Here is a 26,364-nt window from a genome sequence, read left to right as displayed (position 1 = left end):
GCGGGACGGGCTAGGCGTGCTCGGCCAGAAGACCGGTCAGCGGCGCCCACACGGTGGTGCGGGTGCCCGAGATGGCACCGGCGGCTGCGAAGGGGTCCTGCCGCAGAAGGTCATTCAAGGCCGCCTCATCGGCGGCCTTGAAGATGAGCAGCGCGCCTGCGCCGTCGCCGTAGGGGCCGCTGGCCAGCAGGGCGCCTTCACGGGCAAGATCCGCGGTCCATTCGCGGTGCGCCGGGCGGCTGGCATCGCGGACCTCGGATGATTCGGCGTCGTACACGTACTCCACAGCAAAAACAGTCATATGGATACACTATCGCCCTGTTTGCCCGGTTCCCATCCGCAGGCTCCGGGGCACGCGGTCAGCCGAGGAAGAGGACCTTGGCCAGGGCGGCGACACCGGCTGCCCAGAGCATGGAGGTGAGGGTTCCGATGATGAACCGCTCGGCGGCCACCGGGGTGGCTTTCAACTCGGCAAACCGGCCGAGGCCCTTGATGGCCACGACGTAGGCGATGGCGACGGGCTGGCCGGCCAGGATCGCCAGGCACACGGCGAACCGTTCCAGGATGCCGATAATGGCACCGCCGCGCAGGATGCGCACGCTGCTGACGGTCTCGGCGGGCGGCGCGGCGGACGCCGCTGCCGGGGTAGGCGCTGCTGCGTCCGGCCCGGCCGGCTCCGGGGCCGCCTGGAGGTCGGGGTCCGTGGTGGAGTCGGCGGCGGGGTCCTCGGCTGCGTCCCCGCCGGCGCCGGCGCCGCTTCCGGCGTCGGCCCGGTCATCAATGGTGCGGGCGAGGCGGAACACCCAGGCAGTGACCGGCCAGCCGACGAATCCTGCGGTGAGCAGGGCCAGCGTGATCCACAGGGCGTTCACTTCTCTCCTTCGGTGCTGTCGTGGGCGAGGGTCAGCAGCAGTTCTGCGGCCGGCCTCGCGGCCCATTCTTCCTGCCAGCCCGAGCGGAGGACTGCGCGGCTCACCGACTGCTCCGTGATTCCGAGTTTCTGTGCCGCTATTTTTTGGCTGCCGTGGGTTCCGTGGGTGTCGTTCCGCACCGAGCGCAGCACGTCCACCACCTTCCATTGCGCCGCGGTCCGGTCCTGGACCAGGCGGCCAATCAGCCGGAGCACCGCCTCCGCATTGGCGCAGGCCTTGGCCCCCTGGGACCCGCTGGCGCCGTCCGCGGCCGTGGTTGCTGCATTTGCCCGACGGCGGTCGCGGCCGGCAACCACGGCGAGGGGAACATGGGCGGCCGCCCCCTTGGCCCGGTCGACGGCGGACCGGGCCGCCACGAAGGCGGGACCGGAGCCTTCGCGCGGGCTGGCGGGCAGCGGCAGGTCCACCTCCCCCACCCCGATCCCGACATACCAGCGGCCGCTGCGCAGGGCGTGCAAGGCGATCTCCACCACCTCGTCGGCCCGTTCTACGACGCCCTGGACCTCGTCGCCCACCGAACGCTCAAAGCGCCCGGCGGTGGAGAGCGCACTGAGCCCCTTCAGGAGGCCGGGAACCCGGTCGATGTCGCCCGTGCTGCCGCGCTGGTCGATTGTCATGACGTACATGACCCCAGCCTAGGGGAGGTGATCGGGAATAATCAACCATTTTCAACTGATTAATTAATATCAGCCTAAATAGGCTTATGAATGATAGTCAGCGGAATTTGGCTGAAATGCCAGCCGGACCTACCCGAAGAGGTTGACCGGCTTGACGATGTCGGCGTAGATCAGCAGCGCGCCCATGCCCATCAGCAACACCGCCACCACATACGTCACCGGGAGCAGCTTGGCGATATCGAAGGCGCCGGGATCCGGGCGGCCGAACAGCTTGGCGATCTGGCGCCGGGCCCCCTCGTACAGCGCGCCCGCAATGTGGCCGCCGTCGAGCGGCAGCAGCGGAATGAGGTTGAAGACGGCCAACGCGAAGTTGAGCCCGGCCAGCAAACCCACCAGGGCGGCGAAGCGGGACTGCAGCGGGACCTCCTCCATCGCGGCGACCTCGCCGGCCACGCGGCCCACGCCCACCACGCTGATGGGGCCGTTGGGGTCCCGGGGTTCCTCGCTGAAGGCTGCCTTGGCCACGCCGGCCACGCGCTCCGGCAGGTTCACCACCACACCGGCGACCTGCTTGATGTTCTMCCCCGCCATGGGCAGCACGGCCGACGCCGGCTGCTGCACGAGTGCCGTCTGGGCGCCGATGCCCAGGAAGCCGACGTCCTGGTACTGCAGGCTTCCGTCAGCGGCCTTGGCCTGGCGGCCGTCGGGACCGAGAACCGGGCGGGCGGAGAGCACGGGCGTGACGGTCGTCGAGACGGTGGCGCCGCCGCGCTCCACGGTGATGCTCACCTGCCGGCCCGCCGAGGCGCGGATCCAGCCGGTGAGTTCGTCCCACTTGGTGACGGCCTTGCCGTCGAAGGAGGTGATGGTGTCGTTCGGCAACAGGCCCGCGGCCGCGGCCGGGGTGGGCTTGCAGTCGGCGGAGTCCGGGTCCACGGTCTCGCCGGCCTTGACCTGGCATTTGGAGACGTCCGCGATCGTGGTGGTCTGGCTGGCGGTGCCGAAGCCCATCAGCAGCACCGCGGTCAGCACGACGCCGATCAGCAGGTTCATCGCGGGCCCGCCGAGCATGATGATGATCTTTTTCCAGACCGGCAGCCGGTAGAAGACCCGGGTTTCGTCGCCGGGGCCGATTTCCTCGTGGGCCAGGGAACGGGCATCGGATGCCAGTGACTGGAACATTCCGGTGCTGGAAGTGCGGACGGTTCCGTCTTCCTTGTTCGGCGGGTACATCCCGATCATGGACACGTAGCCGCCCAGCGGGATGGCTTTGAGGCCGTACTCGGTTTCGCCCTTTCTCTTCGACCAGACGGTGGGTCCGAAACCGATCATGTATTTGGTCACGCGGACCTTGAAGAGCTTGGCTGGGAGCAGGTGCCCGACTTCATGCAGGGCAATGGACACGGCGATGCCGATCGCCACGAAGACGACACCGAGGACAAAGAGGAGGACGGGGCTCATGCTGTGATCTGCTGCTTCCTGAAAACTGGCAATCTAGACGCTTCTTACGGCTAAACGTTCGTGGGTGCGGGCGCGTGCCCATCTTTCAGCATCCAGTACGGACTCCACCGTCAGCCCGGAGGAGCCTGAGTGTTCGCTGAGGACGGCATCGATGGTGTCCACAATGTCGGTGAACCGGATCTGCCCGGCGTGGAAGGCCATCACCGCTTCCTCGTTCGCGGCATTGAACACGGCCGGGAAGGTGCTGCCCTGCGTGGCGGCCGCCTTGGCGAGGTCGACGGCGGGGAACGCCACGGTGTCCAGCGGCTCGAACGTCCAGCTGGTGGCCTTGCTCCAGTCGCAGGCCCTGGCGGATCCGGGGACCCGGTCCGGCCAGCCGAGGCCGAGGGCAATGGGCAGGCGCATGTCCGGCGGCGAGGCCTGGGCGATCGTGGAGCCGTCGACGAACTGGACCATGGAATGCACCACGGACTGCGGATGGACCACGACGTCGATCTTCTCCAAGGGGATGTCAAAGAGCAGGTGCGCCTCGATCACCTCCAGGCCCTTGTTGACCAGGCTGGCGGAGTTGGTGGTGACCATCAGGCCCATGTCCCATGTGGGGTGGGCGAGGGCGTCCTGCGGTGAGACGTCGTGCAGCTCGTCCCGGGTCTTGCCGCGGAACGGCCCGCCCGATGCCGTCAGGATCAGCCGGTCCACTTCCGCGGCGGAGCCGGAGCGCAGGCACTGGGCAATGGCCGAGTGCTCCGAATCCACAGGCACGATCTGCCCTTCGCGGGCCGCGGCCTTGACCAGGGCGCCGCCGACGATCAGGGACTCCTTGTTGGCCAGTGCCAGCGTGGCCCCGGAGGCGAGGGCGGCCAGGGTGGGGGCAAGTCCGATGGAGCCGGTGATGCCGTTGAGGACGACGTCGGCGGTGATTTCCGCGACCCGGGTGGAGGCGTCGGGGCCGGTGATGAGTTCGGGGCTGTACCCGATGAGTCCTGCCGCGCGGGCGGCGTCGTCGATCAGCCCCCGGAGGGCGGAGGCATCCCCGGAGGCGACACCGACAGCCTGGGCGCGGGTGTGGACGGCCTGCCGGGCCAGGAGTTCGAGGTTGCCGCCGCCGGCGCTGAGCGCGACGACCTCAAAAAGGTGCGGGGCGCCGTCGACGACGTCAATCGCCTGTGTGCCGATGGAACCGGTGGACCCGAGGAGGACGATTTTGCGCGGCTGCATGATTCAAGTATCCCGCACCGCGCCGGTGCGCCGCGTTCGCCTCGGGGTAGCACTTCACGGCAGTCGCGGCGGGCAACGCTGCCGTGAAGTGCCACCTCGACGCCGTCGGGTTGAGTCTTCCGCCGCTCGTTGACGCAGCAGGGCGGAGGCGTAACGTGGAAAACGTGGAGTGGACCGCGTGGTTCGACGCGCCGGAGTACGAGTTCGCCCGGCAGGTGCTGCAGCGCAGCACCGCCACCCTGTATTTCGTGGCCTTCCTCTCCTCGCTGAACCAGTTCCCGGCCCTCCTCGGCGAGCGCGGCCTGTTGCCGGTGCCGGCGTATCTTGAGGGCTTCAACCGTCTGGGCCGGCCCAGCCTGTTCCGCTGGCGCTACTCGGACCGGCTGCTGCGGACGGTGTGCTGGAGCGGCATGGCCATTGCCGCCACGCTTATCGCCGGGCTGCCGCAGCTCGGGCCGCCGTGGGTTCCGCTCATCGCGTTCCTGGCCCTGTGGCTGTTGTACATGTCGATCGTGAACGTGGGGCAGACGTTCTACGGCTTCGGCTGGGAGATGCTGCTGCTGGAGGCCGGGTTCACGGTGGCCTTCCTCGGCTCCGACCAGACTCCCCCGCCCCGGACCATCCTGATCCTGCTGGTCTGGTTGGCGTTCCGGTTGGAGTTCGGAGCCGGCCTGATCAAGATCCGGGGCGGCCAGGAATGGCGAGACCTGACTGCCCTGTACTACCACCACGAGACCCAGCCGATGCCGGGGCCGCTGAGCCGGCAGGCCCACCTGCTCCCCAAGGCCTGGCACCGGGTGGAGGTCCTGGGCAACCACTTCGCCCAACTGGTGGTGCCCTTCTTCCTCTTTGCCCCGCAGCCCCTGGCCAGCGCCGCCGCCGGAATCATCGTCTTCACCCAGCTGTGGCTGGTGGCGAGTGGAAATTTCGCCTGGCTGAACTGGATGGCGATCATCCTGGCCTTCGCGGCGGTCAGCGATCCCGTGGCGCACGCCGTGATTCCGGCGATCCCGCTGGACTGGTATGCCGCGTCCGCGCCCGCAGGCGCCGGAGCAGTGGCCGGCAGCCAGGCGCCGGTTCCGTGGCTCGTGGTGGTCGTGTTCGCCACTGTGCTGCTGGTGGTGCTCAGCTACCGGCCCATCGAGAACCTCTTGTCCCACCACCAGCTGATGAACGCATCCTTCAACCGCTGGCAGCTGGTCAACACCTACGGCGCGTTCGGCACCGTCACGAAGCGGCGGATCGAGATCGTGGTGGAGGGGACCCTCGACGAGGACCCCGGGGACGACGCGGACTGGCGGGAGTATGGGTTCAAGGGCAAGCCCGGCGACGTCCGGCGCATCCCGCGCCAGTACGCCCCGTACCACCTGCGCCTGGACTGGCTGATGTGGTTCCTGCCGCTGCGTACCGTGCACGAGGAGTGGTTCTACGCGTTCCTGGCCAAACTGCTGGCGGCGGACCGGCCCACGCTGCGGCTGCTGCGCCACGACCCGTTCGACGGCGGACGTCCGCACTGGATACGTGCCACCAGCTACCTCTACCATTTCTCCACCCGGGCCGAGTTCCGCGCGACAGGCCAGCGCTGGATCCGGACCCCGCTGTATGTCGTCATCCCGCCGTCGCGGCTCCCCGCGCCGCGCCCGGCGTCGGAGGCGTGAGGCCCGGCGTCGGAGGCGTGAGGCCCGGCGCGGTGCGGCCCTGAGCGGTGCGTTCCCGTGGGCCCTTTTACCGCAAAAGGCCGGAATGATTGTCGTCATTCCGGCCATTTGCGGCAATTCAGTTCAACGCCCGCGCTTAGACGGACACCTCTTCCTTCGCCGGCGCAGCCTCCAACGTTGTCTGGCGGCGGCGCAGCCACCACGAGGCGGCGAAGATCAGTGCCATGGAGACGTACACCACCAGGGCGAATGGCGAGGAGAACAAGGCCGTGGGGTCGTTTTGCGAGAGCTGCAGCGAACGCCGCAATTGCACCTCGAACATCGGCCCCAGGATCATCGCCACCACCATGGGCGCCACGGGATAGCCGTAGCGGCGCATGAAGTAGCCCAGGATGCCCACCACCAGCAGGATGCCGACGTCGCTCGGGGAGAAGTTCACCGAGAAGGCGCCGAGCGCGGCGAAGACCAGGATGCCGGCGTAGAGGTAGGGCCGCGGGATCTGCAGGATCTTCACCCACAGGCCCACCAGGGGCAGGTTCAGCACCAGCAGCATGAGGTTGCCGACGTACAGCGACGCGATCAGGGTCCAGACAAGCGCGCCCTGGTTTTCGAACAGGAGCGGACCGGGCTGGATCTGGTAGCGCTGGAACGCCGTGAGCATCATGGCCGCCGTCGCCGTCGTCGGGATTCCGAGGGTCAGCAACGGCACCAGGACACCGGCGGCCGCCGCGTTGTTGGCCGCTTCCGGTCCGGCGACGCCTTCGATCGCGCCCTTGCCGAACTGGGCCTTGTTGGCGCCCTTGGCCAGCTTCCGCTCGGCGGCGTAGGACAGGAACGTGGAGACGTCCGCGCCGCCGGCCGGGACGGTGCCGATCGGGAACCCGATGAAGGTTCCGCGCAGCCACGGCTTCCAGGACCGCTTCCAGTCCTCCTTGGACAGCCAGGCGTTCTTGCCCTTGCTGACCGGGATCAGCTCCACCGGGCCGTGCCGCAGCTTCGATGCGACATATAGCGCCTCGCCGAGGGCAAAGAGGCCCACGGCCACGAGGACCATGTCGACGCCGTCCACCAGGGTGGGGTTGTCGAACGTGAAGCGCTGCTGGGCCGTGCTGTCATCGATGCCGATCAGGCCGATGAACAGCCCGAGCGCCAGGGATGCCAGGCCGCGCAGGACGGAGGCGCCCAGCAGCGCGCCGACGGTCAGGAAGGCCACCACCATGAGGGCCACGTAATCCACGGGGCCGAGGCCGACGGCGAAGTCGGCCACGACGGGTGCCAGGAAGGTCAGCAGGACCGTGGCGATGGTGCCCGCGATGAAGGATCCGATCGCCGCCGTCGCCAGGGCTGCCGCTCCCCTGCCGGCTTTGGCCATCTTGTTCCCTTCAAGCGCCGTGACGATCGAGGAGGACTCGCCCGGCGTGTTCAGCAGGATGGAAGTGGTGGAACCGCCGTACATGCCGCCGTAGTAGATCCCGGCGAACACGATCAACGCGGCCGCGGGGTCCAGGGCATACGTGATGGGCATGAGCAGGGCCACGGTCATGGCGGGGCCAATGCCGGGCAGCACCCCGACGGCGGTGCCGACGAAGACCCCGCCCAGCGCGTAGAGCAGGTAGACGGGCTGCAGCGCGGTGCTGAATCCCTCGAGCAGGAGCATGAAGCTATCCATGGAAGAACGGCACCCCCTCGAGCAGCGGCCCCGGCGGCAGGGACACGCCGAGCAGGCCGCCGAAGACGTACTGCAGCACCAGCGCCAGGATCACGGACACGCCGATCGCCTTCCAGAGGGGTTTGGCGTCCAGGGACCAGGCGGCACCGCTGAAGAGCACGGCGGCGGCCACCGGCCAGCCGGCCGGCTCGATCAGGAAGATGTGCAGCACCACGAAACCCACGAGTTTGGCCAGGGCCACCCAGTCGGTCTTGGCGGTCACGTCCAGGTCTTCGCTGTCCTCGGCCTGCCCGACTTTGCCGCGGAGGACCTGCAGGACCACCCCGGCGCCGCACAGCACCAGCAAGCCACACACGATGTAGGGGAAGGCCCGCGGGCCGATGCCGGTCTCCGACGGCGGGATCGGAATGGATCCCGCCGTCGCCAGGCCCGCGACGCCCACGCTGACGAACACGAGGGCGAACAGGATCTCCCCTGTCGGCCGTTTGGCGGGCGCCGCGGCGGGTGCCGACGTTGATGCGAGGTCAGACACTGTTACTTGACCAGGCCGATCTGGGTCAGGGTGGTCTTGACCTTGGCGATGTCCTCGGTCAGGAAGGTCTTGAAGCCGTCACCGGCCAGGAACGCGTCGTCCCAGTTGTTCTTGGTCAGGGTGGACTTCCAGGCCTCGGACGCGTGCAGCTTGGTGACGACGTCGGTCAGCTTCGCTCGCTGGGCGTCGTCGATGGACCCGGGGGCCACCACGCCGCGCCAGTTGGTCAGCACGACGTCGATCCCCTGGTCCTTGAGCGGCTTGATCCCGGGAAGCGCCGGGGCCTCGGCCTTTCCGGAGACGGCGAGCGCCCGGACCTTGCCGGCCTTGACCTGTTCGGCATACTCGCCCACGCCGGAGATGCCGGCCTGGACCTTGTTGCCGAGCAGCGCCGCGATGGACTCGCCGCCACCGGAGTAGCCGATGTAGTTCAGCTTGTCCGCTTCCACGCCCTGGGATTTCAGGATCTGCCCGGCCAGGATGTGGTCCGCGCCCCCGGCCGAGCCACCCGTGATGGCCACGCCCTTGCCGTTGGCCTTGATGTCCGCGACGAGGTCGGCGACGGACTGGTATTTCGACGACGACGGCACGACGAGAACCAGCGGCTCTTCGGTGAGCCGCGCGATCGGGGTGGTGTCTTCGAGCCGGGTCTTGGCGCCATTGGTCTCGACCGCACCCACCATGACGTAGCCCATCACCATGAGGGTGTTGACGTCCTTCTCGGTGGCGAGCTTGGCGAGGCCGTTGGTCCCGCCGCCGCCGCCAATGTTAGTGACCTGGGCGGAGGAGACGAGTTTGTTGGTCTGCAGGTCCTGCTGCATGGCGCGTCCGGTCTGGTCCCAGCCGCCGCCGGGGTTGGCCGGGACGATGATGCTGAGCTTCTTGATCGGATCGGCGCCCGCGGACCCGCCGGCAGCCGTGCCGGTTCCGCTTCCCGCGCAGGCGGACATGGCCAGGACGACTCCGGCGGCGCCGGCAATGAGGGCGGCGCGACGTGTGTGGGTGGGACGCGTGAAAGCGGGCCGCGTGAAAAAGTTCTGGGCAGTCATGGTTTCTCCTTGAGCGAATGTGATGCACATCATTGGAATCACGTCACTGACCCTAGGAGCGCCCGCCGAACGGCAACAGCATTTGGCCGTAGAGGTAGTAGTGGTCATATTGGTCACGGCCCTGGCCGTCTTTTTGGCGGCCGGGCTGCGCCCGCAATGGGAAACTTGTGACATGTTTCACAGGATTCCCCTTCGGTTCCAGCTGGTCGCATTGCAGCTGGGCATCGTGCTGGCTGTCCTCACGGTGGTGGGGGCCGTGACCATCCGGATGCAGGAACAACAGCTCCGTGACGCCTACAAGGGCAGGCTGATCGGCGTCGCCGAAAGTGTTGCCCAGCTGCCCTCGGTCATCAACGCGTTCGGCACATCGTCGCCGGCGCAGACCATCCAGCCGATCGCGGAAGTCATCCGGCAGGCATCCAACGTCACCTATGTGGTGGTGACGGACCGGCACGGGGTCCGGCAGTCGCACCCCAATCCGGCGGAAATCGGCCGGCCGGTCTCCACCGATCCGTCCGTGCCGCTGTCCGGGGAGATCTATGTGGGTACCCAGACGGGCACACTCGGTGAGTCCTGGCGGGTGAAGGTTCCTATCTTCGATGCGGCCGGCGCCGTGATCGGCTCCGCATCCGTGGGAGTGCTGGAGAGCACCCTGGCCGCTGACCTCCATGAGGACATGCCGCAGCTGTTCGGCTGGCTGCTCGGGGCGGCGCTGCTGAGTTCGATGGGCGCGATGTATGTCTCGAAACTGGTGTGGCGGCGGATCTACAAACTCGAGCCCGAGGACATCGCTGCCCTGCTGGAAACGCGCGACGCCATGCTCCACGGCCTGGGTGAAGGACTGGTGGCGGTGGACGCCGACGGCAGGGTCGCGCTGGTCAACGATGAGGCACGCCGCCTGCTCGCCCTGGCCGGGGACATCACCGGGACCCCTGCAGAGGCAAGCCTGGAACCGGCGGTCCTCCGCTTGCTCTCGGCCGGATCCGCCACGGAGGAACTGGTGCTCTCGGGTGAACGGATACTGCTGGGCAAGGTCAATGCGGCCACCGTCGACGGCCGCGAAGTCGGCAAGGTGCTGATCCTGCGCGACCGCACGGAGCTCCACACCGTCCTGCGTGACCGCGACGGCGCCGTGGACGTGACGCAGGCACTCCGCGCCCAGGCGCACGAATTTGCCAACAAACTGCACGTCATCTCCGGGCTGCTGGAGCTCGGAAAGCAGGACAAAGCCATCGAATACCTGGGCCGCAGCCACAACGACGCCGTCTTCGCGAACCGGCCGCTGGCGGCCGGAATCACCGACCACGGGGTCCAGGCGCTGCTGATCGCCAAGTCCACGGTCTGCGCCGAGCGCGGCATCGAGATCATCGTCAGCCCGGATTCGCTGTGCTCGGTTGATGACTCAGGCGACGTCATCACGGTGCTGGGCAACCTGATCGACAACGCTGTGGACGCTGCGGGTTACGACAGCACTGTTGCCATCCGGCTGGGCGAGAGTGCCGACGGCGGGCGGACCATCGTGGTGGAGGACGACGGACCCGGCGTCCCGGTTCCTGAACGCGCTAAAGTGTTCGAGCCCGGCGTGACCAGCAAGGAGTCCGAGGGAATCAACAGCCGCGGGTTTGGGCTGGCCCTGGTCCAGCGGGTTGCCCTCCGGCGCGGAGGCCGGGCGGCAGTATCCTCATCGGTGTTGGGCGGAGCCTGCTTCTCGGTAGTGCTCAGGACAAAAGAGGCGGAACTACAAAACCAATGAGCGCCATACGCACCCTCATCATTGACGATGACGTAGCAGTGGCCGGGATCCATCACGGGTTCCTGCTCGCACGCGGCGGATTCGACGTCGTGGCCATGGCCCACACCGGGCAGCAGGGCATCGATCTGGCCGCGGAGCTGGGCCCGGAGCTGGTGTTGCTGGACATCCATCTGCCGGACATGTCCGGCCTGGACGTCCTGCAGCGGCTGCGCGCGCGCCGGCGGCCCGTGGATGTCCTCGTGATCACCGCGTCCAGGGAGCTTGACACGGTCCGCGGCGCGATGGCCGGCGGTGTGCTGCACTACCTGGTCAAGCCCTTTTCCTCGCAGGCATTGAACGAACGGCTCGACGAGTACGTCATGCTGCGGGACCATCTGGCCTCCGGCGCTTCCGGGCCGCTTGACCAGGCGAGCATCGACCGCCTGGTGGCGCCCTCCCGCCGGTCCGGGGCGGCGGAAACCCCGGCGGGTCAGGCCGCCCAGCCAGACCAGGCCGCCGTACGGCTGCCCAAGGGACTGTCGCGCCCCACCCTGGACGCGGTCATCGAGGCACTGAAGGCCAGTCCGGAGGACGTCTCGGCGGCCGGCCTGGCGCTGCAACTGGGCCTGTCCCGGGTCAGCGCCCGCCGCTACCTCGAGTACCTCGTAGTTCACGGCCATGCCCGGCTGACGCCCCGCTACGGAGCCGCGGGCCGGCCGGAGAACCGCTACCTCTGGCGCCGCTGACATGTCCGGTTCTTGGAGGCAGCATTGAGCATGTCCAGTTCATGACGGCCACACTGAGCATGCCCAGTTCATGACGGCCACACTGAGCATGCCCAGTTCTTGGGGCAGCCCGGGACACGTGGCACAAATGCGGGGCACGGGCCGCGGAGACTGGCCGAGGTTCAGAGCCACAAGCCACCCATTCGACGCAGATGGCCGCAATAGGACCAGCCAATCCGGCCATCTGAGGCGAATCGACGAAGTCAACCCCGGCCGGATCCCACCTCTGCACCCACGACGATGCCCGGCCATCCTCCGGGACGCCGGCAGCCACTCAGGGACCCATTGGCAGTGGCCGCGGAGACTGGTCGAGGTGCATCCACGACGATGCCCGGCGCCAGCCCCGGGACGCCGGCCAGCCCACTAACCCAGAGCACGTGTCGGTGGGTAGCCGTCCCGCGGTCAGGACCCGACGCGGCCCGCGCGGCGCAGTGTGGACGCGGCGTGCTTGAGGATGGGCCCGTCGACCATCTTGCCCTTGAACTGGAAGACGCCCGAGCCGGCTGCGGAGGCGGCATCGAGCAGCTCCGCGGCTGCCGAGACGTCGGCCTCGGAGGGTGCGTAGGCTTCGCGGACGACGGCCACCTGGTCCGGATGGATGCAGGCCTTGGACGAGAATCCGGATGCCACCGCGTCACGGGATTCGAGGGCCAGACCGGCCAGATCCGGGATGTTGACGTAAACGGCGTCGATCGCGTCCTTGCCGAAGGCGCCGGCGGCCAGCAGCACGCTGGAACGGGCGTGCAGCGCGACGGCCCGGTAGCTGCCGTCCTCCGCCCGGCTCGAGGTTCCGCCGAGCGATGCCAGCAGGTCCTCCGCACCCCACATCAGGGCCACCACATTGGGCTCGGCGGCGATGGCGGCGGCGTTGAGGACGCCGGCGGCCGTCTCGCAGAGGGCAATTACGCTGTAGCCCTCGAGTTCCCTCAGCTGGGCAGCGCTCTCCGCCTTGGCCAGCATGATGTGCCGGTAGGGCGTGTGCTTGAGGCAGTGCAGGTCCTTCTCGAACTCGTCCGTGCCGGCCGGGTTGACCCGTACGATCGTGCGGGACGGATCCAGTTCCGGGACGTCGCCGGTGGCGCCAAGCTGGGCAAGGATGGCGCCGCGGGCCCGCTGCTTGTCGGCAGGGGCAACGGCGTCCTCAAGGTCTACGATCACGGTATCGGCGCGTTCCGCGGCTTTCTGGTACCGCTCGGGGCGGTCGGCGGGGCAGAACAGCAGGGCAGGGCCCATCAGGAAACTCATGTCTCTATTCTCCCCTTTTGCGCCGCTTCCAGCTCGGCAGCGGCGTGGGCCTCGCGTGTCCACATCAGGCAACTGCGGGCGGCGAGCGCCACCACGTCCCCGTGCTGGTTCCGTCCGGTGTGCTGCATGGTCACGATGCCCTGCCCCGGGCGGGACGCGGACAGCCTCTTCCCGGTCACCACCGTCTCCGTGTAGAGGGTGTCCCCGTGGTACAGCGGGTGCGGAAAAGACACATCCGTCAGGCCGAGCTGGGCGATGATGGTGCCCTGGGTCAGCTGCGGCACGGACTGGCCCACCACGGTGGCCAGGGTGAACATCGAATTCATCAGCCGCTGGCCGAAGGGCTGCCCGGCGCTCCAGGCCGCGTCGAGGTGCAGGGCCTGGGTGTTCATGGTCATGGTGGTGAACAGGACGTTATCCGTCTCCGTGACCGTCCGGCCCGGCCGGTGGGCGTAGACCACGCCCTCATCCAGCTCATCGAAATAGAGGCCGCGCTGCTCAATCACCCGGGGGGTGCCGGTACCCGGGTGCGCGCCTGTGCCCGGTGAAGTCGTGCCTGCATCACTCATACGGTCAGTTCCTGGTCTTCCTCAAAGAGTTCGGCTCCGGTGGCCGCCACGACGTCCTCCACGGACACGTTCGGCGCCAGTTCCCGCAGCACCAGCCGGGACTTCCCGCCCTCGGTCACGACGTCGATCACGGCGAGGTCGGTGATGATCCGGTCCACGCAGCCTTTGCCGGTCAACGGCAGCGTGCAGGTTTCCACGATTTTCGGCTTGCCGTTGCGGTCCACGTGATCCATCATCACGATCACCTTCTTGGCCCCGAACACCAGGTCCATCGCGCCTCCCATGCCCTTGACCATCTTGCCCGGGATCATCCAGTTGGCGAGGTCGCCGTTGACGGCGACCTCCATGGCGCCGAGCACGGCCACGTCGACGTGGCCGCCCCGGATCATGCCGAAGGAGGCTGCGGAATCGAAGAACGCCGCGCCCTTGTTGACCGTGACGGTTTCCTTGCCGGCATTGATCAGGTCGGGGTCGACTTCATCCTCGGCCGGGTACGGCCCGACGCCCAGGATGCCGTTCTCCGAATGCAGCACCACCTCGACGCCGGCCGGAATGTAGTTGGGTATCAGCGTCGGCATGCCGATGCCGAGGTTGACGTACTGGCCGTTGTGCAGTTCCTGCGCGACGCGGGCCGCGAGTTCATTGCGGGTCCAGCCCTTGCCCTCAGCACCGGCGGCGTGTTCGACGGCGGAGCGCCGGTATTCGTGGCGCACGGCCTCGGGACGGGGCGGGGCCTCTGCGGCTTTGTTCGTTTCCACGGCTAGGCTCCTGCCTGCTCCGGCGACAGTTTTGGTGTGCCGGAGGCGCTGGTGGCCACCGCAACCGTCCGCTTTTCAATGCGTTTCTCGCCCTGCGGGGCCAGAACCACGCGCTGGACGAAGATCCCCGGGACGTGGACGTGCTCCGGGTCCAGCTCCCCCGGCTGCACGAGCTCCTCGACCTCGGCGATGGTGATCTTCCCTGCCATGGCGCACAGCGGGTTGAAGTTCATGGCCGTGGCGTGGAAGACGAGGTTGCCGTGGCGGTCACCCTTCCAGGCGTGCACGAGGCCGAAGTCGGGCGTCAGCGATTCCTCCAGCACGTACTCGGCGCCGTGGAAGCTGCGGACTTCCTTCGGGGCGGAGGCAATCGCGACGTTGCCCTCGGCGTCGTACTTCTGCGGCAGGCCGCCTTCGGACACCTGGGTGCCGACGCCGGCCGGGGTGTAGAACGCGGGGATACCCGCGCCGCCGGCGCGCAGCTTTTCGGCCAGCGTGCCCTGCGGGGTGAGGACCACCTCCAGCTCGCCGGAAAGGTATTGCCGGGCGAACTCCTTGTTCTCCCCCACGTAGGAGCTGATGGTGCGCCGGATCCGGCCGTCCTTGAGCAGGATCCCGAGGCCCCAGTCGTCGACGCCGCAGTTGTTGCTGACGGTTTCCAGGTCCGTGGCACCGCGCTCATGCAGGGCCTCGATCAGCGTCACGGGAATGCCGCACAGCCCGAACCCGCCGACGGCGAGCGAGGCGCCGTCGTGGATGTCCGCGACAGCCTCGGCGGCGCTGGCAACAACTTTGTTGATCATCGGTGATCCTTCCGGCCGGCTACAGTCCCAGTTCGCGGGCGATCAGCATCAGCTGGACCTCCGTGGTGCCCTCGCCGACTTCAAGGATCTTGGAGTCGCGGTAGTGGCGCGCCACGGTGAATTCGTTGATGAAGCCATAGCCGCCGAACACCTGGGTGGCGTCCCGCGCGTTGTCCATGGCTGCCTCGCCTGCGACCATCTTAGCGATGGCCGCCTGCGTCTTGAACGGCTTGCCGGCAAGCATCCGGGCGGCCGCGTCGTAGTAGGCCAGGCGGGCCGTGTGGGCGCGGGCTTCCATCCGGGCGATCTTGAATGCGATGGCCTGGTATTTGCCGATGTTCTGCCCAAACGCGCTGCGTTCCTTGGCGTATTTCACCGACTGGTCCACGCATCCCTGGGCGGCGCCGACGGCCAGGGCCGCGATCGCGATCCGGCCTTCGTCCAGGATGGAGAGGAAGTTGGCGTAGCCGCGGCCCTGGGTACCGAGCAGGTTCTCCTCGGGGACGTGGACGTTGTTGAACGTCAGCGGGTGGRTGTCCGAGGCGTTCCAGCCGACCTTGTTGTAGGCCTTTTCCGCGGTGAAGCCCGGAGTGTTGGTGGGCACCAGGATGGTGGAGATTTCCTTCTTGATGCTGCCGTCCGCGCGTTCCTCCTGGCCGGTGACCGCGGTGACGGTGACGAGCCTGGTGATGTCGGTGCCGGAGTTGGTGATGAACTCCTTGTTGCCGTTGATGACCCACTCTCCGCCGCCCAGCTTGGCGGTGGTCTTCGTCCCGCCGGCGTCCGAGCCGGCTTCCGGCTCGGTCAGGCCGAAGCCGGCGAGCGCCTTGCCGGAGGCCAGCAGCGGCAGCCATTCCTGCTTCTGCGCCTCGTTGCCGAAGCGGTGGATCGGCATCGCACCGAGCGAGACGCCGGCCTCGAGGGTGATCGCGACAGACTGGTCCACCCGGCCGAGCTGTTCCAGGGCCAGGGCCAGAGCGAAGTAGTCCCCGCCCATGCCGCCGAACTCTTCCGGGAACGGCAGGCCGAACAGGCCCATGTCCGCCATCTGGGAGACGACCTCGTAGGGGAAGCTGTGCTCTTCGTCGTGCTTGGCGGAGACAGGGGCCACCACCTCGTCGGCGAATTCGCGGACGGTGTCGCTAAGGATCTGGTAGTCCTCGCTGAGTTCAAAATCTGCCATGGGGTGTCTCCTGTGTCTGAGGTACATCTGTGGTCTGGTGAAAAGGGGTGTTGGCTGCGCTGTGGTTGGTCAGCCGGGGTGAGGGCGGTGGTGTCAGTAGGGTGCGGTCATTCGGCCGCGCCCATGGCGATGACCGCTTCCTCGATCGTGTCCTCGGCTTTCGAGGGCTCCGTCGGGACGGCGGGGTGGATCGTCGCCAGCACCTGGTCTGCCTTGACGAGGTCGCCGGAGCCGACGCTGATGTGGACGGTTCCGTCCAAGGGCGCCACGAGCTGGTGCTCCATCTTCATGGCTTCGACCGAGAGCAGGACCTGGCCGGCCTCCACGGTGTCGCCGTTGCTGACGGACACGGACACCACGGTGCCGGGCATCGGCGAGCGCACCGCCGGGTCGGCGGCGCCTTCCTCGCGTTCGATCGCCGCCAACACCCGGGCAAGCCGGGTCTCCCGGGTGAGCACCTCAAGGCGGCAGGACCAGCCCTCGCTGCCGAGGAAGATTTCCGACAGGACGCGGGGATCGGGAGCCATCCAGCTCTGGGCGGGAGGACCGGTGCGAACGGGTGCAAGTGCATAACTGCTGGTCTCGCCCTCGAGGGTGAGCACCGGGCGATCCCGCGCGGTGAACTCCATGAAGGCTGTGAGCTGCGGACCTCCGTTAACCCTTACAGTGACTTGCTCCCCCGCGACCGGGCCCCTCACCTCCACTGTGGCGACGCCCCCGTCGGGGGTTCCCAGGCTGATCCGGCGCGGCGCCGGCGCACCGATCCGCCAGCCGTCGCGGCGCTGCCACGGGCTGCCTTCACGCTCCTCCTGCTTGGCTTCCTCCGCCATGGCCAAGGCGTACAGTGCGGCGACCACAAGTTCGCTGTCGCCCACCCGCCGGAAGCTGAATTCCGGCATCTTGCGTTCGATCAGGCCGGTGTCGAGCCGGCCGGCGCGGACGTCGGCGTCGTTGGCCAGCAGCCGGAGATATTCAACATTGGTATCGATGCCCAGCACTGTGTACCCGGCGAGCGCCTCGTCCAAGGTATCGAGGGCAGTCGTTCGGTCTTGGCCCCAGGCAATGACCTTGGAAATCATCGGATCGTAGCTGGAGGAGATCTCGAGTCCGTGGACGAGGGCGGAGTCCACCCGGACGCGGCCGTGGGCCGTTTCGACTTCGTTGCGGGCCGGAGCACTCGGGCGCTGGGCCGGGCCGGGCAATTCGTCCAGCAGCAGCACTTCACCGCCGGAGGGCAGGAAGTTCTTCTCCGGCACCTCAGCGTAGACGCGTGCCTCCACGGAGTGGCCGGTCAGGACGACGTCGGCCTGGGTCACCGTAAGTTCCTCGCCGGCGGCGATGCGCACCTGCCATTCGACGAGGTCAATGCCGGTGACCATCTCGGTGACCGGGTGTTCGACCTGCAGGCGGGTGTTCATCTCCATGAAGAAGAACTCGTCCGGGGCGGCGTCCGAGACCAGGAATTCCACGGTCCCGGCGCCGGAGTAGTGGACGCTGCGCGCGGCCTGGCAGGCGGCCTCGCCGATCCGGGCGCGGATCTCCGCTCCGTCGGGCAGGGATTCCAGCAGCGGGGACGGTGCTTCCTCGATGACCTTCTGGTGGCGGCGCTGCAGCGAGCACTCGCGCTCCCCCAGGTGGATGACGTTGCCGTGGTTGTCCGCCAGGATCTGGACCTCGATGTGCCGCGGCGTGAGCACGAGCCGTTCCAGGAACAAGGTGTCGTCGCCGAACGCACTCGCGGCGACCCGGCGTGCGGTGGCCAGGGTGGCTTCCAGGTCCTCGGCGCGTTCGACGATGTGCATGCCCTTCCCGCCGCCGCCGGCGGAGGGCTTGATCAGCAGCGGGAACCCGACGCCGGCCGCGGCCTCGATCAGCTGCGCGTCACTCATGCCGGGTTCAGCGATGCCCGGGACCACGGGGACGCCGTAGCCGGTGACGTGGTTCTTGGAGCGGATCTTGTCGCCCATGACGTTGAGGGATTCGACGCCGGGGCCGATGAACGTGATCCCGGCGGCTTCGAGGGCACGGGCGAAGTCGACGTTCTCGCTCAGGAAGCCGTAGCCGGGGTGCACGGCCTCGGCGCCGGTGTCGCGGCAGGCCTGGATGATGGCCTCGATCTTGAGGTAGCTCTCGGTGGCCGCGGCGGGGCCGATCCGGACCGCCACGTCGGCTTCCCGCACGTGCCGCGCGTCGGCGTCGGCGTCGGAATAGACGGCGACCGAACGGATGCCGAGGGCGCGCAGGGTCCGGATGACGCGGCAGGCGATTTCGCCGCGGTTGGCGACGAGCACGGTGCCGAACAACGGGGTGCCGGTTGTGGGGGTGGCTGGAGGGGTGGCCACGGAAGGCGTGGTGGGCGAAGAGATGGTCGGCGAAGAAAGGTTCATGGCTGGCTCACATCCGGAAGAGGCCGAAGGAGGTCTCCGGCAGCGGGGCGCGGGAGACGACGTCGAGCGCCAGTCCCAGGACGGTGCGGGTGTCCGCGGGGTCGATCACGCCGTCGTCCCAGAGGCGGGCGGTGGAGTAGTAGGGGCTGCCCTGGTCCTCGTACTGGGCCTTGATGGGGGCCTTGAAGGCTTCCTCGTCCGCGGCGGACCATTCCTCGCCGCGGGCCTCGTACTGGTCCCGCTTCACGGTCGCGAGCACGCTGGAAGCCTGGTTGCCGCCCATCACGGAGATCCGCGACGCCGGCCACATCCACAGGAAGCGCGGGGAGTAGGCGCGTCCGCACATCGAGTAGTTCCCGGCGCCAAAGGACCCGCCGATCACGACGGTCAGCTTGGGCACGCGGGCGGTGGCGACGGCGGTGACCATCTTGGCGCCGTTCTTGGCGATGCCGCCCTGTTCGTAGTCCTTGCCGACCATGAAGCCGGAGAGGTTCTGCAGGAAGATCAGCGGGATCCCGCGCTGGTCGCACAGTTCGATGAAGTGCGCTCCCTTGAGGGAGGACTCGCTGAACAGCACGCCGTTGTTCGCCACGATGCCCACGGGGTGGCCGTGCAGCTTGGCGAAGCCCGTGACCAGGGTGGTGCCGTAGTTTTTCTTGAACTCGTGGAACCGGCTGCCGTCGACCAGCCGGGCGATGACCTCACGCACGTCGTACTGGGCGTTGACGTCCGTGGGCACGGCACCGTAGAGCTCATCCGGGTCGGCAACGGGCTCGACGGCGGTGTCCACGTCCCAGACGGGTGCGGCAGGCTTCGGCAGGGTGGAGACGATGTCGCGGACGATCTGGAGGGCATGCTCATCGTTCTCGGCCAGGTGGTCCGTGACCCCGGAAATCTTCGAGTGCACGTCGCCGCCGCCAAGTTCCTCCGCGGTCACGATTTCGCCGATCGCGGCCTTCACCAGCGGCGGGCCGCCCAGGAAGATGGTGCCCTGGTTGCGGACAATCACGGTCTCGTCGCTCATCGCCGGAACGTACGCGCCGCCGGCGGTGCAGGAGCCCATCACGGACGCGATCTGCGGGATCTTCGCCGCGGACATCCTCGCCTGGTTGAAGAAGATCCGGCCGAAGTGTTCCTTGTCCGGGAAGACCTCGTCCTGCTTGGGCAGGAACGCCCCGCCGGAGTCCACGAGGTAGATGCAGGGCAGCCGGTTCTCCAGCGCGATTTCCTGCGCGCGGAGGTGCTTCTTCACTGTCATCGGATAGTAGGTGCCGCCCTTGACTGTGGCGTCGTTGGAAATGACCAGCACCTGGCGGCCGTGCACCAGCCCGATGCCGGCAATGACGCCTGCACCGGGCGAGTCGCCGTCGTACATGCCGTCCGCGGCCAGCGGGGCGATCTCCAGGAAGGGGCTGCCGTCGTCGAGCAGCTGGTCAATGCGCTCGCGCGGCAGGAGCTTGCCGCGCGCCACGTGGCGTTCCCGGGACTTCGCGGGCCCGCCCAGCGCGGCGGTGGCGAGCCGTTCCCTCAGCTCGCCGGCCAGCCCCAGTTGGGCCTCCCGGTTCGCGGCGTAGGCGGTGCTCGTCGCATCCACCCGGCTGGCGATTGTCTCCATTGACTGCTTCCGTTCCCTGACCTGCGCGGACTTGCGCGCCGGAGCGGCAACTCAGGCCGCCCGACTATTTCGGTTAGTACCGCATAACTGAGATTTAGGTTAGTCTCTATTAACTGTGATGTCCAACACAGGGATCATTTTGCAACGAGGGGATGCGCCGGTGACCGAGCCCAGCCAGACTGCCCAGCTTCCGTCAACCCAGGCAGCCTCAACGCAGCGCAGCCAGGCGAAGGCGAACAGGCGGCAGGCCCTCCTGTCCGCCGCCGCTGCGCTCTTTGCCCTGGAGGGCTTCAACCGCGTTTCCCTGGAGGATCTCGGGGCCGCGGCCGGCGTCAGCGGACCGGCGGTCTACCGTCACTTCGCCGGCAAGCAGGCCGTCCTCGGCGCCCTGCTGCTCAGTGTCAGCCAGGACCTGCTCGACGGCGGCCGCAAGGTAGTGGCCGATTCCGACGGCGATCTGGCGGCGTTGGGCGGGCTGGTGGCCTTCCACGTCGACTTTGCCCTGAGCAACCCGGACGTCATCCGGGTCCAGGACCAGGACTTCAGCAACCTGGCCGGCGAGGACCAGGCCGAGGTCCGCACGCTTCAGCGCAACTACGTTGAACTCTGGGTGGACGTGCTGGCCGGACTGCACGAGGGTACGGAGGCCGCCGAACTGCGGATGCGCGCGCACGCCACGTTCGGGCTGATCAATTCGACCCCGCACTCGGTGCGCAGCCACGGACGCCGGATCGGCGTCCGCCGCGCCAGGCCGCTGCTGGAAAGCATGGCGCTGGCCGCGCTCCTGGCACCGGCCCCCACCGAGCCGCTCGGCTAAGCAACTCCCCGGTCCCGGGCGCCCTCCCGGGTCCGCGGGTCGGCCCCGCACACCACGAAGCTGCCGGCCGCCCCTTCCTTTCGGACGGGGCAGCCGGCAGCTGTGTAGAGGGACCTAGACCATCGCGAGGACCATGCCCGGATCGGCCAGCATGGCCCCGAGGTCCTGGAGGAACCGCGAGCCCTGCTCGCCGTCGACCAGCCGGTGGTCGAAGGACAGGCTGAGCGTCATGACCTGGCGCAGCGCGACCTCGTCCTTGTACTCCCACGGCATCTTCCGGACCGCGCCGAGGGCCAGGATGGCTGCCTCGCCCGGATTCAGGATGGGCGTGCCGGCGTCAATGCCGAAGACGCCGATGTTCGTGATGGAGATCGTGCCGCCGGAGAGCGCCTCAGGGCTTGTCTTCCCGGCCCGGGCCGTGTCCGTCAGTTCCGTCAGGGCCGAGGAGAGATCCATGAGGGACATCCGGTCCGCGTCCTTGATGTTCGGAACGGTCAGCCCCCGCGGGGTCGCAGCCGCGATGCCCAGGTTCACGTAGTTGAACTGGACGATCTCCTGGTTGGCCTCGTCCCACCGGGCGTTGAGGGTCGGGTGGTTGCGCAACGCAATCAGCACGGCCTTGGACACGAGTGTCAGCGGGGTGAGCTTGTACCCGGCGAACGCGCGGCTGGCCTTGAGCCGTGCCAGCAGCTCCATCGTGGGCGTAACGTCGACGGTCAGGAACTCGGTGACGTGCGGCGCAGTGAAGGCACTGGCCACCATGGCAGCCGCGGTGAACTTCCGTACGCCCTTGATCGGCGTGCGGGTCTCGCGCTCGCCCGGGGCCTGGACAAGCCATGCGGCCTGCGCCGTCGCACCGGCGGGTTCCTGGGCGGCCGCGGGCAGCTCCCCGCCGCCGACGAAGTTCAGCACATCGTCGCGGGTGATGAGCCCGCGCTCCCCGGTACCGGTCACGGCCTCGAGGTCGACGCCGAGATCCTTGGCCAGCTTGCGCACCGGAGGCGTGGACCGCGGGCGCTCCCCCGGCGACATGTCGCCAGCTGTGGTTGCGGGCGTCGTTTCGACCGGCTGGGTTTCGGCCGGCCCAGCAGCGCGGACCGGCGCGGCCGGCTCGGCTGCACGGACTGATGCCACCGGTTCGGCCGCGACGGCCGGAGGGGCCGCCGGGGCCGCGAAGGTGCGGGCGCGGCGGGCCGGCCGGCCGGAGGCTTCCAGGACGGCGCCATAGCCCACGAGGTTCGGCTCACGCTTGCCTGCCGCGGCCCCGTCCGCACCGGCGGAACCGGCGGCCCCGTCGTCGCCCTCGATCTCGAAGGAGACGATCGGCTTCCCGACCTCAACAACGGTGCCGGGCTGTTCGTGCAGGGCCGCGACAACGCCGGCAAACGGCGAGGGCAGCTCGACGACGGCCTTGGCCGTCTCTACCTCGGCGATGATCTGGTTGAGGGTGACGGTGTCCCCTACCGCGACCTTCCAGGCGACGATTTCCGATTCCGTCAGTCCCTCGCCGAGGTCCGGGAGCCTGAATTCCTTGATCATGGTGGCGCTCATCCTTCCAGCCCGCTAAGGGAGTTGGGGCGGCCGAGGGCACGGTCGACGCCGTCGAGAATCCTGTCAAGGCCCGGCAGGTGGTGCATTTCCAGCTTGGAGTAAGGGTAGGGAACGTCGAAGCCGGTCACGCGGACGGGAGCGGCCTCGAGGTGGTAGAAGCAGCGCTCGGTGATGCTCGCGGCGACTTCGGCGCCGAGGCCGCCGGACTGGCTGGCCTCGTGCGTGATGACCAGACGGCCGGTTTTGCGGACCGAGGCCTCAAGGGTGGCGAAGTCCAGTGGTGCCAGCGAGCGCAGGTCGATGACCTCAACCGAGATGCCTTCGTCGGCGGCCGCCATGGCGGCGTCGCGGGCGGTCTTGACGAGCGGGCCGTAGGCCACGAGGGTGACGTCCGTGCCCTCGGTGACAACGCCGGCCTTTTCCATGGACAAGGCAGAACTCAGGTCGACGCTCTCGTCCACCTCCCCCTTGTCGTGGTAGCGCCGCTTGGGCTCGAAGTACAGGACGGGATCGTCGGAGGCGATGGCCTGCTGGATCATTGTGTAGGCGTCCTGGGGGTTGGACACGCTGATCACGCGCAGCCCCGAGGTGTGGGTGAAGTAGGCCTCGGGCGATTCCGAGTGGTGCTCCGGCGAGCCGATGCCGCCGCCGAACGGCACGCGGATGGTGATGGGCATCTTGACGGCGCCCTGGGTGCGGTAGTGCATCTTGGCGACCTGGCTGACGATCTGGTCGAACGCCGGGTAGATGAAACCGTCGAACTGGATCTCCACCACCGGACGGTAGCCGCGGTATGCCAGGCCGACGGCGGTGCCCATGATGCCGGACTCGGCAAGCGGGGTATCCACGACGCGGTGCTTCCCAAAGTCTTTCTGCAGCCCGTCCGTGACCCGGAAGACACCGCCAAGGGCGCCGATGTCCTCGCCCATCAAGACCACCTTGGGATCGTTTTCCAGGGACTTGCGCAGGCCCGAATTGATGGCTCGGGCAAAGGTCATCTTCGTCATCAGCGTGCACCTTCTTCAGAAGCGGCTTCTGCGGGATCGCCGAAGGAAGCCAGGTAACGGGAGTAGTGCTCCTGCTGGCGGTCCAGCCAGGAGTTGGGCGTGCTGTACACGTGTTTGAAGATATCCAGCGGCTGCGGCTCGGGCATGTTGATGGTCCCGGCCCGGAGTTCCTTGGCCACTGCGTCAGCTTGCGCAGCGACGGCGGCCTCGAGGTCCGCGGTCAGCAGTCCCTTGCGCTCGAGCAGCGACTTCATCCGGCTGATCGGGTCCTTGGCGGCCCAGTCCTCGAGTTCGTTGGCATCCCGGTAGCGGGTGGGGTCGTCCGCCGTCGTGTGCGGGCCCATCCGGTAGGTCACGGCCTCGATGAAGGTGGGGCCGCCGCCGCGCCGGGCACGGTCCAGGGCAATGCGGGTGGCTGCCATCACGGCGAGGACATCGTTGCCGTCTACCCGCATGCTGGGGATGCCGAAGCCTGAGGCGCGGTCCGCGAGCTGGATGTGGGACTGCAGCCGGACGGGTTCGGAAATGGCCCAGTGGTTGTTCTGGCAGATGAAGACGACGGGCGCCTGGAAGCTCGCGGCGAAGACCATGGCTTCGTTGACGTCGCCTTCGCTCGTGGCGCCGTCGCCGAAGTAGGCCACGGCGACGCAGTCGGCGCCGTCGTTCTGGATGCCCATGGCGTAGCCCGTGGCGTGCAGGCTCTGCGCACCGATGATGATCTGCTGGGTGGCAACGTTGACGGTGAACGGGTCCCAGCCGGCGGAGGCATTGCCCCGCCAGGCACGGACGAGGTCCTCCGGCTTCACTCCCCGGCAGTAGGCGACGCCGTTGTCGCGGTAGCTCGGGAAGACAAAGTCGTCCTCGCGGAGGGCGCGGGCCGAGCCGATCTGGGATGCTTCCTGGCCGAGCAGTGGCGGCCACAGTGCCAGTTCGCCCTGCCGCTGGAGGGCCGTGGCTTCGGCATCGATCCGGCGGATAACCACCATGTCCTCATAGAGCGCGCAGAGCTGCTCATCGCTGACGTCCTGGAGCCAGGGATCGAACTCGGGATGGCTGATGCGCTCGCCCGCCGGGGTGATGAGCTGGACGAGGTCGCCGCCCGTCCGCCGCATAGAATTTTCACTGTTTCCGGGGCCCCCGGCGGCAATGCCGCCCTTGCCCGCGTCGTCGGTAAACACTGTTGTCCGCACCTTCTGACGTCGTCTGACCGGAACTCGCAGGACTCGTGATCCCGCGGCGCGCCAGCCGCCCGGGCGCCGTTGCCCCGGATAATTGTGACCCTACTCACAATGCTCATCGGGTACAACCACCCGCAAAGATATTGAGCATTATGCCCTGTTTGGCGTCCGTCAACCGTGCTAATCTTGCGCATTATGCAAACCTTGGATGGCACTGACACCCGCCTGCTTTCGGCCATGGCGCGGGACCCCCGGCGGACCGTGGTTGCCCTCGCCCAGAAGCTCGGACTCTCGCGCAATACGGTGCAGGCCAGGATGGCCCAGCTGGAGAAGAAGCACGTGTTCCTCTCCTTCGAGCGGCGGATCAACCCGGTGTCCCTGGGGTACCCGCTGATGGCTTTCATCTCCGTCCACGTCCAGCAGCAGAAGCTCGGACCCCTCGCCGTCGAGCTCGCCGGGATTCCGGAAATCCTGGAGGGCTACGGCCTGACGGGCTCGGCCGATTTGCTCCTGCGGGTGGTGGCGCTCGACGCCGAGGACCTGTTCCGGATCAACGGCAAGATACTGGCGTGCGACGGCGTGGACCGGACCGATACCGCACTGGCGATGGGCGAGCTGATCCCGTTCCGGATCCAGCCCCTGCTGGAGCGCGGATCCGCCGATAACTGATCCGCTTTTCATCTGTGCCGTGGGCGGCCGCGGCGCTAGGCTGTGTCCGTTGGGTCCCCCCTGAGTCCTTGGGTCCGCGCACGCGGCCCAGTGCAACAGGCAGTGGCTTGTCTGGACTGCCGGAAAGGCTTGAACCGTGAGCAGTCCCGAGGAACCACACCGCCCGGTACCGCCGCAGCCCGGGCATGAGCCTGCAGCCGGCCACCCGGCGCCCGGCCAGCCGCCCGTTCCGTACTACGCCCCGCCGCCCGGGCCCCCCGCCGACGCCGCGGTGCCCAACTACGCGGCACCCAGCTACCCGCCACCCGCGACCGGCGCGGCTCCCAGCTACCCGCCACCTGCCGGCGGCGCACCTCCGTACTACGGCGGGCCGGGGCAGCCGCCGCCCTACTACGGAGGCGCCGCCCAGCCGCCCCCGAAAAAGAGCCGCAAGGCCCTGTGGATTGTCCTCGGGATCGTCGGCGGTGTGCTCCTGCTGGTGAGTGCCGGCGTCGTCGTCCTGCTCAACGTGGTGGGCGGAGCCACCAACCAGGCACGGGGCATCGCGGACGATTTCACGAAGCTGATCATCGCCGGCGAGGTCAGCACCGCCTACGAGAAGTACCTGGATCCGGCCCTCATGCAGAAGATTTCCCCGGAGGAGTTCGCCGCGGGGGTGCAGAGCCTGGAGCTTGACGGCAGCTGTAAACCGAACTTTTCAACCCTCAACGTCAGCTCCAACAACGGCTCCAACGCCGCCGACGTCGCCGGAACGATCGACTGCGACACGAAAAGCGTGGAGCTGGCCTACCGCTTCGAGGGCCACGACGAGCTGAAGATGGTGAACATTCGACTGAGGCCCCAGCGCTGACCTCGGAAAACTCAGTCCAAGCTGGCGCCCATCCATGGGAGAAGCTCCCGTGCTGCTGCACGGGAGCTTCTCTGTTGGT

25 protein-coding genes are annotated in these 26,364 nt (G+C 68.0%); 6 read left to right on the top strand and 19 right to left on the bottom strand.

Features of this window, described 5'->3' with window-relative positions; translation table 11 throughout:
• Positions 1–10: 10 nt before the first annotated feature.
• The 5 genes from AC1D1W_RS04330 to dxr all read right to left on the bottom strand — a co-directional run bounded on the left by AC1D1W_RS04330 (position 11) and on the right by dxr (position 4,228).
• On the bottom strand, positions 11–301 hold the full coding sequence (locus AC1D1W_RS04330; RefSeq protein ID WP_079551403.1) for a YciI family protein: 291 nt from the start codon (positions 299–301) through the stop codon (positions 11–13).
• A gap of 58 nt (positions 302–359) precedes the next feature.
• Positions 360–872, bottom strand: a complete 513-nt coding sequence (locus AC1D1W_RS04325; RefSeq protein WP_243179606.1) for a hypothetical protein — start codon at positions 870–872, stop codon at positions 360–362.
• Complete coding sequence (locus tag AC1D1W_RS04320; RefSeq protein ID WP_243179607.1) at positions 869–1,558, bottom strand: MarR family transcriptional regulator; 690 nt, start codon at positions 1,556–1,558, stop codon at positions 869–871. The genes AC1D1W_RS04325 and AC1D1W_RS04320 overlap by 4 nt, the downstream gene beginning before the upstream one ends.
• Positions 1,559–1,678: 120 nt before the next feature.
• Positions 1,679–3,010, bottom strand: coding sequence for a M50 family metallopeptidase (locus AC1D1W_RS04315; RefSeq protein ID WP_476943022.1), 1,332 nt, complete (start codon positions 3,008–3,010; stop codon positions 1,679–1,681).
• 33 nt (positions 3,011–3,043) lie between these two features.
• A complete protein-coding gene (gene dxr, locus AC1D1W_RS04310) occupies positions 3,044–4,228 on the bottom strand; it encodes a 1-deoxy-D-xylulose-5-phosphate reductoisomerase (protein ID WP_243179609.1) in 1,185 nt (394 codons plus the stop codon).
• 164 nt (positions 4,229–4,392) lie between these two features.
• On the opposite strand from dxr, the gene AC1D1W_RS04305 reads away from it, so the two are divergent.
• On the top strand, positions 4,393–5,886 hold the full coding sequence (locus tag AC1D1W_RS04305; protein ID WP_476943021.1) for a lipase maturation factor family protein: 1,494 nt from the start codon (positions 4,393–4,395) through the stop codon (positions 5,884–5,886).
• A gap of 136 nt (positions 5,887–6,022) precedes the next feature.
• On the opposite strand, the gene AC1D1W_RS04300 is transcribed toward AC1D1W_RS04305, so the two are convergent.
• From AC1D1W_RS04300 to AC1D1W_RS04285, 4 genes are read right to left on the bottom strand one after another with little or no spacing between them, the layout of a single operon-like run.
• A complete protein-coding gene (locus AC1D1W_RS04300) occupies positions 6,023–7,555 on the bottom strand; it encodes a tripartite tricarboxylate transporter permease (RefSeq protein ID WP_243179611.1) in 1,533 nt (510 codons plus the stop codon).
• Positions 7,548–8,087: a tripartite tricarboxylate transporter TctB family protein gene (locus AC1D1W_RS04295; protein WP_243179612.1), complete on the bottom strand. Its 540-nt coding sequence runs from the start codon at positions 8,085–8,087 to the stop codon at positions 7,548–7,550. The genes AC1D1W_RS04300 and AC1D1W_RS04295 overlap by 8 nt, the downstream gene beginning before the upstream one ends.
• 2 nt (positions 8,088–8,089) lie before the next feature.
• Positions 8,090–9,136, bottom strand: coding sequence for a Bug family tripartite tricarboxylate transporter substrate binding protein (locus AC1D1W_RS04290; protein ID WP_243179613.1), 1,047 nt, complete (start codon positions 9,134–9,136; stop codon positions 8,090–8,092).
• Between the two features lie 52 nt (positions 9,137–9,188).
• Positions 9,189–9,317, bottom strand: a complete 129-nt coding sequence (locus tag AC1D1W_RS04285; protein ID WP_476943020.1) for a hypothetical protein — start codon at positions 9,315–9,317, stop codon at positions 9,189–9,191.
• Here AC1D1W_RS04285 and AC1D1W_RS04280 point away from each other — a divergent pair.
• On the top strand, positions 9,309–10,889 hold the full coding sequence (locus AC1D1W_RS04280) for an ATP-binding protein (RefSeq protein ID WP_243179614.1): 1,581 nt from the start codon (positions 9,309–9,311) through the stop codon (positions 10,887–10,889). The genes AC1D1W_RS04285 and AC1D1W_RS04280 overlap by 9 nt on opposite strands.
• Entirely contained in the window at positions 10,886–11,614 is a 729-nt protein-coding gene (locus tag AC1D1W_RS04275) for a response regulator (RefSeq protein WP_243179615.1), read from the top strand. The genes AC1D1W_RS04280 and AC1D1W_RS04275 overlap by 4 nt, the downstream gene beginning before the upstream one ends.
• A gap of 441 nt (positions 11,615–12,055) precedes the next feature.
• On the opposite strand, the gene AC1D1W_RS04270 is transcribed toward AC1D1W_RS04275, so the two are convergent.
• From AC1D1W_RS04270 to AC1D1W_RS04240, 7 genes are all read right to left on the bottom strand, one after another.
• Positions 12,056–12,898, bottom strand: coding sequence for an HpcH/HpaI aldolase/citrate lyase family protein (locus AC1D1W_RS04270; protein WP_079551424.1), 843 nt, complete (start codon positions 12,896–12,898; stop codon positions 12,056–12,058).
• A complete protein-coding gene (locus tag AC1D1W_RS04265) occupies positions 12,895–13,467 on the bottom strand; it encodes a MaoC family dehydratase (protein WP_028277097.1) in 573 nt (190 codons plus the stop codon). The genes AC1D1W_RS04270 and AC1D1W_RS04265 overlap by 4 nt, the downstream gene beginning before the upstream one ends.
• Complete coding sequence (locus tag AC1D1W_RS04260; protein ID WP_028277096.1) at positions 13,464–14,225, bottom strand: CoA transferase subunit B; 762 nt, start codon at positions 14,223–14,225, stop codon at positions 13,464–13,466. The genes AC1D1W_RS04265 and AC1D1W_RS04260 overlap by 4 nt, the downstream gene beginning before the upstream one ends.
• Before the next feature lie 2 nt (positions 14,226–14,227).
• Positions 14,228–15,028 carry a CoA transferase subunit A gene (locus AC1D1W_RS04255; RefSeq protein ID WP_243179617.1) on the bottom strand — a complete coding sequence of 267 codons (801 nt, stop codon included), beginning with the start codon at positions 15,026–15,028 and terminating at the stop codon, positions 14,228–14,230.
• A gap of 19 nt (positions 15,029–15,047) precedes the next feature.
• Positions 15,048–16,211 carry an acyl-CoA dehydrogenase family protein gene (locus AC1D1W_RS04250; protein WP_476943019.1) on the bottom strand — a complete coding sequence of 388 codons (1,164 nt, stop codon included), beginning with the start codon at positions 16,209–16,211 and terminating at the stop codon, positions 15,048–15,050.
• A 107-nt stretch (positions 16,212–16,318) separates the two neighbouring features.
• Positions 16,319–18,598, bottom strand: a complete 2,280-nt coding sequence (locus tag AC1D1W_RS04245) for an acetyl/propionyl/methylcrotonyl-CoA carboxylase subunit alpha (RefSeq protein WP_476943018.1) — start codon at positions 18,596–18,598, stop codon at positions 16,319–16,321.
• Positions 18,599–18,605: 7 nt separating this feature from the next.
• Positions 18,606–20,213: a carboxyl transferase domain-containing protein gene (locus tag AC1D1W_RS04240; protein WP_243179619.1), complete on the bottom strand. Its 1,608-nt coding sequence runs from the start codon at positions 20,211–20,213 to the stop codon at positions 18,606–18,608.
• Between the two features lie 118 nt (positions 20,214–20,331).
• On the opposite strand from AC1D1W_RS04240, the gene AC1D1W_RS04235 reads away from it, so the two are divergent.
• Complete coding sequence (locus AC1D1W_RS04235) at positions 20,332–21,030, top strand: SACE_7040 family transcriptional regulator (RefSeq protein ID WP_279294146.1); 699 nt, start codon at positions 20,332–20,334, stop codon at positions 21,028–21,030.
• A gap of 114 nt (positions 21,031–21,144) precedes the next feature.
• Here AC1D1W_RS04235 and AC1D1W_RS04230 read toward each other — a convergent pair whose 3' ends face one another.
• Genes AC1D1W_RS04230 through pdhA form a run of 3 tightly spaced genes read right to left on the bottom strand, consistent with a single transcriptional unit; the run spans position 21,145 to position 24,766 of the window.
• Positions 21,145–22,581: a dihydrolipoamide acetyltransferase family protein gene (locus tag AC1D1W_RS04230; RefSeq protein WP_243179621.1), complete on the bottom strand. Its 1,437-nt coding sequence runs from the start codon at positions 22,579–22,581 to the stop codon at positions 21,145–21,147.
• Positions 22,578–23,588 carry an alpha-ketoacid dehydrogenase subunit beta gene (locus tag AC1D1W_RS04225; RefSeq protein ID WP_476943017.1) on the bottom strand — a complete coding sequence of 337 codons (1,011 nt, stop codon included), beginning with the start codon at positions 23,586–23,588 and terminating at the stop codon, positions 22,578–22,580. The genes AC1D1W_RS04230 and AC1D1W_RS04225 overlap by 4 nt, the downstream gene beginning before the upstream one ends.
• Positions 23,588–24,766: a pyruvate dehydrogenase (acetyl-transferring) E1 component subunit alpha gene (gene pdhA / locus AC1D1W_RS04220; protein WP_374706662.1), complete on the bottom strand. Its 1,179-nt coding sequence runs from the start codon at positions 24,764–24,766 to the stop codon at positions 23,588–23,590. The genes AC1D1W_RS04225 and pdhA overlap by 1 nt, the downstream gene beginning before the upstream one ends.
• 195 nt (positions 24,767–24,961) lie before the next feature.
• Between pdhA and AC1D1W_RS04215 the strand changes: the two genes are divergently transcribed.
• Positions 24,962–25,435: an Lrp/AsnC family transcriptional regulator gene (locus AC1D1W_RS04215; RefSeq protein ID WP_026266622.1), complete on the top strand. Its 474-nt coding sequence runs from the start codon at positions 24,962–24,964 to the stop codon at positions 25,433–25,435.
• A 136-nt stretch (positions 25,436–25,571) separates the two neighbouring features.
• The gene (locus tag AC1D1W_RS04210; protein WP_476943016.1) at positions 25,572–26,285 is read left to right on the top strand and encodes a hypothetical protein; all 714 of its coding nucleotides are present in this window, start codon (positions 25,572–25,574) and stop codon (positions 26,283–26,285) included.
• Positions 26,286–26,364 lie beyond the last annotated feature (79 nt).

This window comes from Arthrobacter sp. P1_B4, from assembly GCF_056406555.1.
The sequence above is the reverse complement of the archived record's forward strand: the minus strand, read 5'-3'. Positions and strand labels throughout refer to the sequence as shown.